Here is a 14,256-nt window from a genome sequence, read left to right on the forward strand (position 1 = left end):
TCTTTCTGCATCGTCAATGAATCAGCGGGAGCGCCGCGGGCGCGAGCCGCTTGCCCGCCACCTTCAGGGTGTCATCCGAGCGACCCAGCACGAAGAAGTGGCCCTCGTGGTCCTCCTGCACCAGGTCGCCATGGGTCCAGCAACCGGGCACCGCCCGCCAGTAGGTCGACTTCAGGCGCGCGAGGTGAGGCGCCCCGGTCCCGCACGCGCGATGCTCGCGACCTGACGCGACAAAGAAGGCATCGGTGACCACGCGCTTCGGCACAGGTGCAGGGGCGCTGCCGCTCCGTCGGACCGAAGACATGCTGGGGCAAGTCTGCGCACAGGTACTGGAGATCCTCCGCGTCGGTGGCCTGGCGCACTGCGCGGCGTCGCGCACGTCCCGCATGAAGCTCGAGCAGTTCCTGCCGCATGGCGGCCGCCACTTCGGCCCGAGCGGGAACGCCCCGAACAACGGCGCGCTCGCCCGTGCTGCGAAAAGTCGATCACCCGAACCAGCGATCGCTGGTCGAAGTCCGCCATTGCAGGTGCCTCATGCGTCGTGTTTGCGCGGGTCGCCCGCCGACATGCGCCGGACGGCCGGCCGCTCCATCGACCTGCGCATGGTCGGCAGCCCTGCGTCGACGCCGATCTGCAAGCGTGTCGACTTCCTGGTGCGTCAGGGACCTTTGGCGCTCAGATCGAGGAGGACGGTCGGGATCAACTCGGACACCGTCGGATGGATTGGCACGGCCCAGCGCAGCGTGTCGATTGTCTGGTCCGCGTGCATCATGTCCAGGATGCCGTGGATCGCTTCGTCGCCGCCTGTGCCCAGGATGGCCGCACCCAGGATCTTGCGGGAGTCGGCATCCGCCACGACTTTCATGAACCCCTGGCTCTCGCCTTTCTCGACCGCACGGCCGACCCGGGTCATCGAGCGCTTCGAATACAGGAGTCGCCGTCCGTCTTTTGCCGCCTCGGCGTCGGTCATTCCGACCCGCGCGAGCGGTGGATCGATGTACAGCGCGTAGCCGGGCAGGCGCTGGCTCACGCGCCGGTCGGCGCCGTCCAGAAGGTTGGCCGCGACGATCTCGAAGTCGTTGTAGGCCGTGTGCGTGAACGCCCCGCGGCCGTTGCAATCGCCCAGTGCCCAGATGCCCGGCACGTTCGTCTGAAGCTGGTCGTCCACGCCGATGTAGCCGCGGGCGTCGACTGCAATGCCCGCTTGTGCCAGGCCGAGATCGTCCGTGTTGGGGCGCCGTCCCATCGCGAGGAGCACATGGGTGCCGGTCACCGATGGTTCGCCCTCCTTGCAGTCCACGTCAACGCAGACGCCGGTTTCGTGCGCCTTGAAGCTGATGCATTCCGCGCCGGTGCGTATGGCAATGCCCTCTGCCTCGAGGATCTCGCGGACCGCGGATGACACATCCGGGTCTTCGCGCGCGATCAGACGGTCCGCGCGCTCCACGACCGTGACCTCGGCGCCAAAGCGGCGGTACATCTGCGCGAACTCCAGCCCGATGTAGCTGCCGCCCACGATGACCAGGCGGCGCGGCAGCGTTTCCAGCGCGACCATGTCGGTGTTGGTGAGAAAGGGCACCTCGTCGACGCCGGGCAGGTCAGGCACCTGCGCGCGTGCGCCGACATTGATGAAGATCTTCGGCGCGGTCAGTCTTTGGTCGTTGACATCGACAGTGCCCTCGGCAACGAACCGGGCGTGGCCGCGAATCAGTTCGACATTGCGCATGCCCGCCAGCCATTCCTCGTTGCCCCTGCGCGAATCGAGGATCACCTTTCGAGCGCGGGCGGCAACGGCCGGCATGTCCATCGTGACGGGGGATGCCACGGAGAAGCCGTAGTCGCTCCCGCGGCGGGCCGTGTGGGCCGCGTAGGCGCTCGCAATGAGCGTCTTGGTGGGTTTGCAACCCGTGTTGACGCAGGTGCCGCCGACCAGATGGCGCTCGATCAGCACCACCTTGTGTCCCGTCGCATCCAGCCGTCCTGCAAGCGACGGGCCCGCCTGCCCGGCGCCAATGATGATGGCATCCACCGCTCGCTCGGCCATGTGCTTTTCCTTTGTGTTGTGGAAGCGTTGAGTCGATCCTGCAGAGGCTGCGCCCGAACGGGGAGCGTCGGGTGCACCGGGCAGAACCGTGACCTCGGGGATCTTCAAGGACGGGCTCGTGCTCGACCATTCCAAAATTCCCCCGTAGTTTGCGACGGCGCGGGCGGCTTGCGAATCGGCCCAAGGTGCGTAGATTTGCTCCGATCCAGGGAGATGCCCGTCCCCTGGCTCGTCGTGACGGTCGGAGCCAGGCCGCCGGCGGTCCGGCGAGGGATTTGGATTCTTTGGAGAAGCCCGCGGATTGCTGAGCGCAGCTGCCGGCTCCTTCGATGTACCTCGTCTGTCGTGCGGCACCCTCATTGGCGTCTTGCGCCAGCCAAGCACGCCTTCTCGAGATGTGCAGGTGCGAAGACCAGGAATTTCTCTCAACAGCGTTGAGAGTTTGAGCCAGGCGGATAGGCCTGGAAGAACTGCCGCAGGCGGCAAAAATCGCATGGAGCAGTTCCAACTGCGACCGCCTGCCGTGCCGCTGCAGCTGGATGATGCATAGCAATTGCTATACAATTTAACGATGAAGACTGCTCAACTTCCCCCGGTTCGTGTGACGGCTGCCGTTCGAGAGCAGATAGAGGGCGTGCTGCTCGAAGGTGAAACGCTGTCGCATTTTGTCGAGCAGGCGGCGACCGATGCTGCTCGTCGCCGCAAGGCACAGCAAGATTTCGTGGCGCGTGGACGCGCCTCGCTAGCCCGTGCGCTCGAATCAGGCGAGTCCTATGCGGCAGACGAGGTGCTCGCTGCGATGAAGTCTCGGATCGACATCGCACGCAAGGCTGTCGAAAGGGGGCGCAATGGCATCTCGAAACGGCGCGCGTGACTTACCTTGTGCGCTTGACGCGTGAGGCATTGGAAGATCTGCAGCGTCTTGAAGCCTTTCTCCTCGAGGCGGCTCTCAAGCACGGAGACTGGGAACTGCCGGATCGCGCACTACTGGCCATCCGGAGAGAATTCCGCATCTTGGAGTCCAATCCTTTCACCTGTCGAATTGCCTTCGACGACCGATTGGAGCGAGAGCTCGTCATTCCGTTTGGTGCCTCGGGCTACGTTGCCTTGTTCCATATCATCGGTGAAAGAGAGATCGTGGTGTCTGCCATCCGGCATCAGCGGGAGGACGACTATCACTGACCGTGAGGTCGTCCACGCCATCAGGCATTGGGCCCCAGTGCCCCTCCTGCGTAGTCACCGTCCAGTGCATCGCCCGAGAGGCGGCGAGTCTCAGGTATGTGCCGTCTCGTCTTGCTGCGCCTCGCGTCGGCCCGAATAAAGCGAACGGAGCGTAGGGCTTGCTGCGATGTGGAGCGTGACACAAGGAGAACGAAATAGCTGCCACTTCCGGCTTTCCCTCCATCGCCGATGCGGTTCAAGCTGCCATTGGCCAACCGCCTGGCGTCGCGGGCTCAGGCGGGTCTCGATCCTCTGCCCGTGGTCAAGTTGTTCGGGCCTGACGTGAGGCCACTTGGCTGGTGAGCGAGATCGACTCCGAGGACGGGATATCGTCTTCGATCTGCGCGATCTCGAGCTCAGTTTCCGGGAGCCGGGGTTCGTGAGCCTTGGTGGTTTGACCGACCTGCGCGGCGTGTCGGGCCTGCCGATCGCACTGGACAGCATTTCCCGGTCGACTGGCGTCTGAGCGCCTTCGCGTAGGAGGCGCGCATGGCAGAACGCATCCAGGCCTGAGCGCCTCGCCGCCGGCGTGGCCGGCGACCTTCTTTCTGTCTCTTCCTTTCTCCGTCCTTTCCGTTCTCTGTTGTGCGTCGGTTCCGCCTTGCGCATACCCGGTACGAAGTCCGAGGCAGCTGTCGACTCTGATTTCTGCCAGTGGGCTCGACGGCCGAACCACTCCAGCCTTCGAGGGGCGCGGCCGTTGCGCCGGTCGGGGCATCTTGCCTGTGCCTGTGCCTGTGCCTGTGCCTGTGCCTGTGCCTGGCTCGCGTGCGGTGCGCGGACGGCGGCGACGCCTGGACGCCGATGCGCGCGAGGGTCGGAGAAGGGCCGGCCGACCGGGGAATCGTCGCGGGTCGCCGAGTGGCCGTGCATGCACGGCGGTCACTGGCCAGGCCGCTCGCCTCGGCGTTCGGCGGTTCCTGACAGAGCCGGAGGCGCGCGCTTCACAGCGGCCTCGATGGCACGCCGCCCTGGGGCGGTGCGGCGTCGCGTGCGGGTGCCTGCGGCCTGTCCGCGTGGCCTCTGCGTTCGAAGCCACCTCTTGGCCGACGCATAGCGCGCACGGGCCGCTGTCCAGGGCTGCGGGCTTTGCCACCGTCCTCACCCGGTCCTCGCTGCACTCGGCTGCGGCTTGCGGGCGGTCCCTGGACATCGGCCCTTTTCGCGCGCTGTTCATGCGTCGAGGCGGCTCCGAAAGCAGATGTTCAACCACCGCGGCACATGCCGCAGAAAGGCCCAGCCATGCACGCGAACTCAACGTCCAGCGCCACCCCGCGCGATGCGGGTCGCCCGGATCACGCGGGGACCCCCACAGCCACGGGCGTTCCCCCCGCACCCCCCGAGGACTCACCCAAAGCAGGTGGGGGTGTTGCCCCAACCCCGGACACCGCTGCACGGGGGCGGGACCGCATGGACGTGCGGCAGGTCGTGACGGACCGGATCATCGCGATGCTGGAGAAGGGCGGCAGCGTGTTCCGCGAACGCTGGACGCGGGCGGCGGCGCGCGGGGTGCCTCGCAACGGCAAGACCGGGGCGCCCTACCGCGGCGCGAATGTGCTGCTGCTCTGGGAGGCGGCGATCGAGGCGGGCTACGCGTCCAACGTGTGGCTGACCTACCGGCAGGCGCAGAGCCTCGGCGCCCAGGTCCGCCGGGGCGAGCGCGGCGTGCTGTGCGCGCACTTCGAGCGCAGGGCGCGGGAGCACCTTGACGATGCCGACGATGTCCTCTCGGATGGCGGCGTGGATGAGGAGCCCCTGACGGCCCGTTCCGGTGTGCGCGCGGGCGTGCTGCTGTGCCGGCCGTTCTGGCTCTTCAACCTGGCGCAGATCGAGGGGTTGCCGCTGGAGGTCGTGGACCGGGGCATCGCCGCGCCGGCGGCTTCGCAGGGTCCCGTGGAGCGGGCGATGCGGCTGCTCGGGGGCTGCCATGCGACGATCCGGCACGGGTTTGACCGGGCGGCCTACCTGCCGGCGCTCGACGAGATCCGTCTGCCGTGGCCGCGGCAGTTCACGAGCGCCGAGGCGCTGTGCGCGACCGCGCTGCACGAGCTGGTGCACTGGACCGGCCATCCCGAGCGGCTGAACCGCAGCTTCGGGCGGCGTTTCGGCGATGCGGCCTATGCGTTCGAGGAACTGGTGGCGGAGCTCGGCAGCGCGTTCCTCCTGGGGCAGTGCGGGCTGGTCGATGCCACGGTCGAGGGGCATGCGGCCTACATCGACGCCTGGCTGAAGGTGCTGCGGGCCGACCGCACGGCGATTTTCACGGCAGCGCGCCTCGCGGAGGAGGCGTTCGCGTACATCGTGGCGCGGGAGATGCCTGCCTTTGGGGAGGCCGCGATGGACTGAGGGCGCAATGCGCAGGGTGTCGCGAGGTCTCAGAGGGAGCCGTTGGCGATCTGGTCGAGGTACAGCTGGAAGCTTGTCCTCGCGCGGTACACCCCAGCGATGCCGGCCGTGCCTGGCGCCGGAAGCTCGTAGATCGAGTATTCGAGTGTCCCGTCTGCGAGCAGAAACAGTTCCAAGGCCCGGTTCACGAGGTCGAGTGCCTGCCGCTCGATGATGTCGAGCGCGGCCGCGAACAGTGCGCGCTGCGTGTCGAGGTCCAGGCCAGTTTCGGCGTTGAGACAGACAAGGCCGCAGTGGATCTGCGCCTTCGAATGAAGGCCGCCGAGGTTGCCCGGACCGCGCCACGAAAATCCACGGCGTTGTTGGTCACCAATGCGAAGTCTTCCGCCAGCACCTTCTCCATCAGGTCGCGGTCGAGCATGCCCTGCCAGCCTCGATCCCGTACGCACGTCGATTYGAAGTGGCCGCACGCAACGGCGATCTGCCGAAGCCGCGGGGTCAGGCATTCGTCGATGGGAAACTTGAGCGTCGTTGCGCCGGCGGCTTGGCCGAGCCGAGCCGGACGGGCCGGCCTCGTTGCGGATGCACCTGGGCATGAACTTGCGCGGCGGTCCGCGGGTCGCTCGTCAGCGAATACTCATCCAGCACGCGGTCTTCCGGGATTCCCTTTTCGAGGGAGGACAGAACGGTCTCGATGGGCAGCCGTGTCCCCTTGAAGCATGGCTTGCCGCCCATCACGCCGTCGATCTTCGTGATCAGTTCGTCCGCTGTATCCACCACTTTGGCGCGAGCGAATGCCTCGGACACAATGGCCGTGAAATCAAGCTGCAGGCCAATCCTCGGGTCCACGATCATCCAGTCGATGTCCTTCGCCATGTCATGAAGGCCGATCAAGTCTTCCCTGGATTTCGAGCGCGCAACGCGCGCGGTCAGCTCGCTCAGGATGTTCTTCCGAGCCGATGCCACAAGCCAGTCGTCCGACTGGAAGAAGAAACTTGCCCCGCAGGGCCAAGATTTACGCCAAGGTCGGTGCCGTCGGACCGGCGGAATTCGCACGCAACATGGGCAAGCACCGCGGAGAGGTCTGAGCTCGTCCGGCGAAAGTTCAGGTTCCCTTGAAGCGACTGATCCGCTCAGCGCCGCAGCGACCGAAGTGGCGAATGGGACTCCTCTGCGGCGTGGAGGACCCGCGAGAGCATTGTCCGCAGTCATGGTTCATCACACGTGCACTTGCCATCCAAGCAGGCGGACGGTGCCTGCAAAGCGTCAGTTGGATGGCATCCCTTCAAGCGTGTCCACCGCGGCCTGCAGCCCGCCCAGCACACGCTCGGCGACCCATGGCGAGAAATCCTTCGGCAACTGCGCCTGCACTTCGCTGATTGCGCGGGGCGTGCGTTCAATCAGCTGCTGGATGATGGCTTCGGCGTCGTGCGCATAGCCTACCTGTCGGGCGGTGCTGTTGAAGTGCCGGCGCTGGATGGCGGCCATGGTGTAGTGCTTGCTCTTCCCGAGAAGCGCCATGGCCATCTTGACCTCGCGTGGCGCCCACTGGTTGGGGCCCTTGCCGAGGATGGGATAGGCCGACATCACGTCATACATCTTCGTCAGCCGGAAGCCGCCGCCGGCCAGCAGATGAATGCTGAAGTTCTTCGCATGTCCATCCGGCGCGCGCAGCAGCCAGAACAGGACCTGCGAGGCCATCAAGGTGCGCATGTCATCCGCCGCGGTCGCGGACTGCTGCAGCAGTGCAAAGAGCTTGCGCAGGCCGGGTCCGCCTTCGCTCTCGTACTTCATGAGCGGCGACGTCCCCGTCGCCTGGCAGAAGTCTTCCTGGGGCAGCCGCAGGAGGCGGCCGTTCGAAATGCGCCTGTCAAAGCGTTCGACGACGAGGACGCGCTGTTTCCCGAACGAGGTGATGGTGGCGTCTGCCGTGGAGAGCCCGTAGGCGTGTAGCAGCTTCAAGCACAGCCACTCGTTGTCCACCGAGGTGGAGAAGTCGGCCCGGACGCCGCCGATCAGGCCCAACGGGAGCTTGAAAATGTGCGTGGTGGGGGTGGCGCCCCGCGGCTTGTGCCAGGCGCCGTTCCACCACAGATAGGCATCCTTTTCCTGCGCGCCGGCCAGGGAAATGCGGAAGTCGTCGTCCGGGTCCTCAGAAGCGCCGAACTTGTCGGGACTGACGACGCTCAGCAGGTGCCGCTCGATGGACTCGTCATCGACCTGCACCGCTTCCACCTGATCGGTGGCCGTGGGTGTCTGGGCCTCGTCGAGAAGCTGAACGGCGCCCACGCAGTCGCGCCCGATAGCGCGCAGAAGAGGGAAGGCGTCTACCGAGCCGGTCTTGAAGCGCGCCGCCACGCGCTTGCGAATGGCATTGCTCTCGGGCAACAGGTTGTCGAAGTAGTGTTCGACGGCGGCGCCCTTGATGGGCTCGTTGTGCGGGTTGAAGGGCAGGGACAGGGAAAGCGGGCGACCGACGTCCGATCGAACCCAGGCGTCGTCGTAGTGAAGCTCCATGTCGCCGCGGGCAGGGATTGTCCAGCGGCCGACGCGTTCACCGTTGGACCAGAGGCCGAGGGACTGGCTGTGTGACCGACGGCCCATTTCACCACTCGGTCGTGCGTGGCCCGGCCACTGGCGCGCCGCGCCCGCCCAGCTTCAGCTCGAGGCCGAGGGCCGAGCACCAGGTCAGGAGCTGTCTGACGCTCAGCTCATCAGGATGAAGCTCAAGGTGGGAGATCCGGTTCTGGCTGAGGTTCAATTTGGCGCCGATGGCCGCCTGATTCAACTTCATTCGCTTGCGCGTGCTGCGCAGCAGCTGCCCCAGCTGATCGCCAGACACCAGAGGTTGGGCGGGAAGCATATCCATGGAGTATCCGTATTCGTGCTATCTGCATTTTATCTTGCATTCAGATAAATTCCAGATAACTGAAAACAGGATAAACGAAAAACAGCACAAACTCAGCTACTCGAAAATGCCGCGGGCGCAATGCGCAGGGTGTCGCGAGGTCTCAGAGGGAGCCGTTGGCGATCTGATCGAGATACATCAACTGGAAGCTTGTCCTCGCGCGGTACACCCCAGCGATGCCGGCCGTGCCTGGCGCCGGAAGCTCGTAGATCGAGTATTCGAGCGTCCCATCTGCGAGCAGAAACAGTTCCAAGGCCCGGTTCACGAGGTCGAGTGCTTGCCGCTCGATGATGTCGAGCGCGGCCGCGAACAGTGCGCGCTGCGTGTCGAGGTCCAGGCCAGTTTCGGCGCTGAGACAGACAAACAGGGCCGCAGTGGATCTGCGCCTTCGAATGAAGGCCGCCGAGGTTGCCCGGACCGCCGCCGCCACGAAACTCCACAGAGTTGTTGGTCACCCATGTGAAGTCTTCCGCCAGTACCTTCTCCATCAGGTCGCGGTCGCGCATACCCTGCCAGCCTCGATCCCGTACGCACGTCGATTCGAAGTGGCCACGCGCAACGGCGATCTGCCGAAGCCGCGGGATCGGGCATTCGTCGATGGGAATGCACCTGGGCATGAACTTGCGCGGCGGTCAGCGGGTCGCTCGTCAGCGAATACTCATCCAGCACGCGGTCTTCCAGGATTCCCTTTTCGAGGGAGGACAGAACGGTCTCGATGGGCAGCCGTGTCCCCTTGAAGCATGGCTTGCCGCCATGGCGGTTGGGCCTTCGGCAGGGCCAGAGCGGGACATCGGGTCTATGCTGAAAGTTATAACTTACGAAACTCCATGATTGGGGGTTTTTGCAAGGTATGGCTTGCATCGTCGCTCTGACATGGTGGGTATCAGCTATAACTGGCAGAACTGCCAATTTTCTCTATAATGTCAGCCATGGCTGACAAAATAAGATTGCCAGACGAGCTGGGTCGCCAGCTGCGAGTGCAGCGCGAAGCGCTAGGGATGAGCAAGTCCGAGCTTGCCGAGAAGGCCGGCAAGGTTCGGGAAGTCATCTACCGGCTTGAATCCGGGGAAGACGCCACAGTGTCCTCGCTGCTCGCCGTGCTGGGAGCACTCGGTCTGGCGCTGCGATTGGAGCGGTCTGGCTTGCCTTCTGCCAGTGAAGTCGCTGCGCGATTCCACGACGACGACGATGCTCCCTGAAAAGATTCGTCTCCTGAATGTCTCGATCGGGGACGCTGCCCAGGCGGGCCAGTTGCTCCGGACCTCCACCTACGAGTTTCGGTATCTGGCGCCGGACGCGGAGCAGGCGACGGTGGCCCTGCTGATGCCGCCCAGCGAGCGCCTCACCTGGCAAGACGGGGACCTGTTTCCCCCGATGGACCAGAATCTTCCCGAGGGCGACCTGTTCATGAGGATCCGGGAGCTGTTCCCGAAACAGCCGATGACGCCGATGCACATGCTGGCGCTGGTCGGGCGCAACGGGATTGGGCGGCTGGGCTACAGCCTGGCCGACCAGGTTGCACCCTCCTTGCCTCGCACGCTGAGCAAGGCCGAACTGCTGGGCACGAAGTACACGCCGGAGGTTTTCAGTGAGTTGGTGGCGGCCTACTTGAGCACGGGGGCGGGCATTGCGGGCATGCAGCCCAAAATCATGGTGCCGGACCGATCGACGGTGCCCATCCCATCGCTCATTGTCAAGGCGGCAAGTGCGGCCTACCCCGGGCTGGCTGCCAACGAGTATCTGTGCCTGACGGCCGCCAAACGTGCAGGCATCGATGTGCCGTCGTTCGCATTGTCCGACGATGGTCAGATGCTGGTCTTGGACCGCTTTGACCTGGTCGTCCATGACGATGGTCGGGTCGAGCGGCTCGGCTTTGAAGACATCGCGGCGCTGGCGGGGCTGCGGGTGCGCGACATCTTGTCGGACCGCAAATACCATGGCAGCTACCAGCGTGTCGCCGAGTTGCTGCGCCAGTTCCAGCTTCACAGCAGCAACCTGCATCGATTCTTCGAGCAGGTGGCCTTCTCCATCATGGTCCGCAACGGCGATGCGCACCTCAAGAACTTCGGATTGCTCTACCGCTCGCGCCAGGACGTGTGGTTGGCGCCCATGTTCGATGTGGTGACAACCTCCATCTACAGGTACACCCAGTCCCCGGGCGGCCCTGAGCTCGAAGACCGGACACTTGCGCTCAAGTTGTTCGCGGGTAAACACCAGACGAAAGCCTATCCGACAACCGAAGAACTGGTGGATTTCGGCCGCCGCATCTGTGGTGTCGCCCAGCCCGTCGAAGTGATTGACCGGATAGCGGCTGCCATGGGCAAGACCCTGGACGAGGCCAGAGGCGACGCGCGTGTCACCAGGGCGCTATGGGAGCAGATGGCGCGAGCCTGGGAAGAGGGCCGCGCGCACGCGCGATGAACGGCCCGCGCCGGCCGGTGCTTTCTCTGCCGCGGTGCATGGCGGCGCTCCTCACATTTTGCCGGCAGCATCTTCTTGAGGCGTTCTGGTTCCGTTGCATCGCGGGTCCGCGCGCCACACAGGCGCTTGGAAGGTCGAGATGCATTGGCCGCGCGTTGGAAGGACTTTTCAGCGTGTCCGTACCGACTCCGTGGTCGGCCGGCACGCAAGCTTTCGGTCCAACCTGTCACGATAGCTGCATATGGGATAAACGGGAAATAGCATCCAACCAGCTATCGGAAGCGCCCCGCTTCGGGCTGAATCTCGGCGCCCGCCGACGACCAGCGTGACCACAGCGGGCTTGCCGTTCGGATTTGCGTTTGAATCCGAATCTCCCCATGCCCGCGCCGCGACAGATGCCTGTCGGCGATGCTCGAATGGCCGGTGGTATGCGCGTGCGGTGGCCGAAGCGCTAAGGGAAAAGCCAAGACTGCAGGCGGGTTGCCGGCGACTCTGGCGCATGCCGCTTCCTCCATCAGTGCGCAGCTTGCCTGAGCGGCGGCACTTTTGCGCGCGAAAAGAACGGCTATGAGCTGGGCAGGGGGCAGCCCGGCATTCACGCAGACCGGCACTTTCGCGGCCAGATCGTCTCGAGGCTACGATTTGGGTCTTCGCTACGGATTTGAAACGTCGCATCGACGGTGCGCGGCTGTCGGCCGCGAACTGGTGGGCCTGTACTGGGACATCGGGCAAGCCATCCGTGAGCAGCAGCGCCGGGGATCCCGGGCGCTGGCGGCCGCCAGCCAGTCAGAACTCGCACAGGCTGTGCGAGAAATGGCAGAGGCCATGGGGCCACCATGTCAACCTGCTGGCCGACTGTGATCCGCGCGTGGGACACGCGTCACAACACCTCCTTCGCAGATGGGCCCCCCGTGCTGCCCTCATAGCCGCACAAGGACTTTGCCTCCGAAGTTTCGACGTCGTCCTGCGACCGGCGGGTTGGGCGCAACTGTGCATGTTGACAGGCGACGCGCGATCGTCCCCGCACTAGGCTTTGCCTCGTCGATCCGGTGGCGGCAGCCCGGACCACGTCCCTGGACTTCCGGAGGTTCCCGATGCACATGCGCGTTCCGATTCGTTGTTTCCGAGCGGCCGGCGCGATGGCCGTCACGCTGGCCACGCTTGCTTGTGCTTCGGACGCCCCCGGGCCCGATCGGTCCGAGGGCTTCTCGACCCTCGTGGCGCTAAGCGCGACGCGGCTCGATCTGTCCCGGCAGGTGGCGCTGACCAAATGGGACAGCCGCCAGCCGGTCGCGGACCCGCCGGGCGATCCGCGCGAGCAGGAAGTCGTTGCGGCGGCTGCGCAAGCGGCGGGCGCGCGCGGTTTGCCAGGAGAACTGGCGACCGCGTTCTTCACCGACCAGATCGAAGCGAGCAAGCTCGTCCAGTTCGCGCTCATGGCGAGCTGGCGGCGCGAGGGAGGAGCGCCGGCGGAACCTCGCGCAGACCTGAGGAACGAGCTCCGTCCGGCGCTCGATCGGCTCCGCCCCCGGTTCATCGACGAACTTGCCGCGATCCGGTCGCTGCGCGAGCGGCCGGATTGCCGCGAGCGGTTGGCGCATGCGGCCGCGCGGCACGTCGACGCGCATGGGCTGTCGCCGCTGTTCGCGATCGGGCTGGACCGCGGCCTGGCACGCGTGTGCGCCGAGTGAGCGCATGAACTTCCGGCAAGGACTTCGGGTCAGGAGGCCTTGCGGACAAGCCGCGGGTCCGGCTGCGCCACGCCGAAGAAACCGGAAAGTGCCAGGCAGGGTTTGCAGCACAACCGTGCTGCAATGTACGTACGAGGTCTGACCATGCCGACAACCACCATTCGTCTGGATGACGATCGCGAAGATCGCATCTCCGCGGCTGCGGACCTGGCAGGCAAAACTTCCCATGCTTTCATCGTCGATGCCGTCGCTCGCGCAGTCGAGCAGGTCGAAGCACAGGAAGAGCTGCATCGCATCGCCGAGAAGCGCTGGGCTGCGTATTCCAGCGCATCTGATCACTCAATCCGGCCCCATGGTCGCCATGTCCGGTGCTCATGAGCATCGGAAAGATGAATTTTTATACTTTAGTGTGATTCGGAAATTTTTGGGTCAGCGAATGTGGATAACTTTGCCGGTCAAAAGGGGAGGCACGGGAGTATTCACATTCGCGGCTCAAGCACCGATGCTCTGAAGCGGGGTTAGCTTTTTCGAACCGAAGCGACCTCAGGGAGCCGCGCTTCAAACTCGGCCACGAATGTGGCCAAGTCCAAGTCCAACGCGATCAGCCAATGTCGAAGCTCGACGAAGTCGACTCGCCGAATGCCTGTTTCGACCTTGGAAACATCGCTCTGGAGCATCTTGGTCCTCTTGGCGAGTTCCGCCTGCGTCAGACCCCGCGCCACTCTGAATTCTTTTAACAGCTTGAGAACGAGCCGACTTTCCCGGCTGTAGATTGTTTTTTGCATGGGCCACTTCCTTGTGACCCTGAGGCTGAATTCGAATATCGGATATGCGAAAATCGCATAGCTGATCGACGCAAAAATGCGTGTTCGACAGGCCCGTCGATGATTGCCCCCTCGTGAATGCCGTGAGCGGGCTTCAGCTCGTACCCAGTTCCGCCGGGAGTGAAATTCACGAACACCGTGGATGTTTMTTTGCTAGCATTTTTTCAAGACGAGAGCCGCAAGAAGCCCGGTACGCCACTGATCAGAGGCGCGTCGCTACAAGCAAGGAAACAGATGCGCAAACGGACTTGGGAGAAGACGGAAGCGGCGATTGCCGCACTGGCAAGTGCTGAGAACGAGGAACCTCCCACGTCGCGCGGGCGCAGCGGCATCGTCCGCTACATGTTCGACTTGCCCGAGCAAGCACGGCAGGAACGTGACGCGCTTGTGGCGGCGGCCAACAGGCTCAATGGCGCATTGCCTGTTCGGACCCTGGATGCCTCCTGTGTGCATGCTTCAAGCTGGGCGAACCGTCACTCCAGCGCATTCTTGTCACAGGAGTACGTGGCCCTGAAGGAGGAGATCCGTTCCTCGGGAGGAAATGTCCAGCCGATCAAGGTCCGCCCGATTCCAGTGGGGTCTCCGCGAGCCGTGTTGCCCGGAGCAACAGAGGCGGCAGCACCTGCGCAACAGTATGAGATCGTCTACGGCCATCGGCGGCACCGAGCCTGCCTCGAACTCGGACTTCCGGTGCTGACGCTGATCGAAGATCTTTCGGATGCCCAGCTGTTCGCGCAGATGGATCGGGAGAATCGGCAGCGGGAGGATCTGTCGCCTTGGGAGCAAGGGGTCATGTACGAC

Annotated in this window: 16 protein-coding genes and 1 pseudogene; 8 read left to right on the forward strand and 9 right to left on the reverse strand. The window is 64.5% G+C overall.

The annotated features are described in order from the left end of the window. Positions 1-13 precede the first annotated feature (13 nt). Together AC1DOC_RS05175 and AC1DOC_RS05180 are read right to left on the reverse strand one after the other, a co-directional pair. Entirely contained in the window at positions 14-253 is a 240-nt protein-coding gene (locus AC1DOC_RS05175) for a hypothetical protein (RefSeq protein ID WP_041945802.1), read from the reverse strand. Positions 254-658: 405 nt separating this feature from the next. Further along, positions 659-2,044: an FAD-containing oxidoreductase gene (locus tag AC1DOC_RS05180; RefSeq protein WP_015865960.1), complete on the reverse strand. Its 1,386-nt coding sequence runs from the start codon at positions 2,042-2,044 to the stop codon at positions 659-661. 571 nt (positions 2,045-2,615) lie between these two features. Here AC1DOC_RS05180 and AC1DOC_RS05185 point away from each other — a divergent pair. From AC1DOC_RS05185 to AC1DOC_RS05195, 3 genes are all read left to right on the forward strand, one after another. Beyond that, positions 2,616-2,918, forward strand: coding sequence for a YlcI/YnfO family protein (locus AC1DOC_RS05185; protein WP_015865959.1), 303 nt, complete (start codon positions 2,616-2,618; stop codon positions 2,916-2,918). After that, on the forward strand, positions 2,915-3,226 hold the full coding sequence (locus AC1DOC_RS05190; protein ID WP_015865958.1) for a type II toxin-antitoxin system RelE/ParE family toxin: 312 nt from the start codon (positions 2,915-2,917) through the stop codon (positions 3,224-3,226). Before AC1DOC_RS05185 ends, AC1DOC_RS05190 begins: the two co-directional genes overlap by 4 nt. A 1,449-nt stretch (positions 3,227-4,675) precedes the next feature. Then, the gene (locus tag AC1DOC_RS05195; RefSeq protein ID WP_015865956.1) at positions 4,676-5,611 is read left to right on the forward strand and encodes an ArdC family protein; all 936 of its coding nucleotides are present in this window, start codon (positions 4,676-4,678) and stop codon (positions 5,609-5,611) included. A 29-nt stretch (positions 5,612-5,640) separates the two neighbouring features. Here AC1DOC_RS05195 and AC1DOC_RS05200 read toward each other — a convergent pair whose 3' ends face one another. From AC1DOC_RS05200 to AC1DOC_RS05225, 6 genes and pseudogenes are all read right to left on the reverse strand, one after another. Further along, entirely contained in the window at positions 5,641-6,117 is a 477-nt protein-coding gene (locus tag AC1DOC_RS05200) for a hypothetical protein (RefSeq protein WP_478129491.1), read from the reverse strand. Next, on the reverse strand, positions 6,110-6,487 hold the full coding sequence (locus tag AC1DOC_RS05205) for a DUF433 domain-containing protein (RefSeq protein ID WP_015865955.1): 378 nt from the start codon (positions 6,485-6,487) through the stop codon (positions 6,110-6,112). Before AC1DOC_RS05205 ends, AC1DOC_RS05200 begins: the two co-directional genes overlap by 8 nt. A gap of 390 nt (positions 6,488-6,877) precedes the next feature. Next, positions 6,878-8,215, reverse strand: coding sequence for a type II toxin-antitoxin system HipA family toxin (locus AC1DOC_RS05210; RefSeq protein ID WP_015865954.1), 1,338 nt, complete (start codon positions 8,213-8,215; stop codon positions 6,878-6,880). A gap of 1 nt (position 8,216) precedes the next feature. Beyond that, on the reverse strand, positions 8,217-8,480 hold the full coding sequence (locus AC1DOC_RS05215; RefSeq protein ID WP_015865953.1) for an XRE family transcriptional regulator: 264 nt from the start codon (positions 8,478-8,480) through the stop codon (positions 8,217-8,219). Positions 8,481-8,622: 142 nt separating this feature from the next. Then, positions 8,623-8,949 carry a hypothetical protein gene (locus AC1DOC_RS05220; RefSeq protein ID WP_018904967.1) on the reverse strand — a complete coding sequence of 109 codons (327 nt, stop codon included), beginning with the start codon at positions 8,947-8,949 and terminating at the stop codon, positions 8,623-8,625. Between the two features lie 206 nt (positions 8,950-9,155). Then, a pseudogene (locus AC1DOC_RS05225) lies at positions 9,156-9,380 on the reverse strand (DUF433 domain-containing protein); the annotation flags it as partial. Positions 9,381-9,448: 68 nt separating this feature from the next. On the opposite strand from AC1DOC_RS05225, the gene AC1DOC_RS05230 reads away from it, so the two are divergent. From AC1DOC_RS05230 to AC1DOC_RS05245, 4 genes are all read left to right on the forward strand, one after another. After that, entirely contained in the window at positions 9,449-9,718 is a 270-nt protein-coding gene (locus AC1DOC_RS05230) for a helix-turn-helix domain-containing protein (protein WP_150106895.1), read from the forward strand. Further along, positions 9,708-10,940, forward strand: a complete 1,233-nt coding sequence (locus AC1DOC_RS05235) for a type II toxin-antitoxin system HipA family toxin (RefSeq protein ID WP_015865952.1) — start codon at positions 9,708-9,710, stop codon at positions 10,938-10,940. The genes AC1DOC_RS05230 and AC1DOC_RS05235 overlap by 11 nt, the downstream gene beginning before the upstream one ends. Positions 10,941-12,034: 1,094 nt before the next feature. Next, entirely contained in the window at positions 12,035-12,631 is a 597-nt protein-coding gene (locus AC1DOC_RS05240) for a chorismate mutase (RefSeq protein WP_015865951.1), read from the forward strand. A 144-nt stretch (positions 12,632-12,775) separates the two neighbouring features. Then, a complete protein-coding gene (locus AC1DOC_RS05245; RefSeq protein WP_478081104.1) occupies positions 12,776-13,009 on the forward strand; it encodes a CopG family ribbon-helix-helix protein in 234 nt (77 codons plus the stop codon). A gap of 140 nt (positions 13,010-13,149) precedes the next feature. Here the strand turns inward: AC1DOC_RS05245 and AC1DOC_RS05250 are convergent, their stop codons facing one another. After that, positions 13,150-13,416, reverse strand: a complete 267-nt coding sequence (locus AC1DOC_RS05250) for a helix-turn-helix domain-containing protein (RefSeq protein WP_015865950.1) — start codon at positions 13,414-13,416, stop codon at positions 13,150-13,152. Positions 13,417-13,575: 159 nt separating this feature from the next. On the opposite strand from AC1DOC_RS05250, the gene AC1DOC_RS05255 reads away from it, so the two are divergent. Continuing rightward, positions 13,576-14,256: ParB N-terminal domain-containing protein (locus tag AC1DOC_RS05255; protein WP_478129492.1), on the forward strand; the 681-nt coding region annotated here is incomplete at its 3' end.

This window comes from Variovorax sp. 01T439_2 (assembly GCF_056398445.1).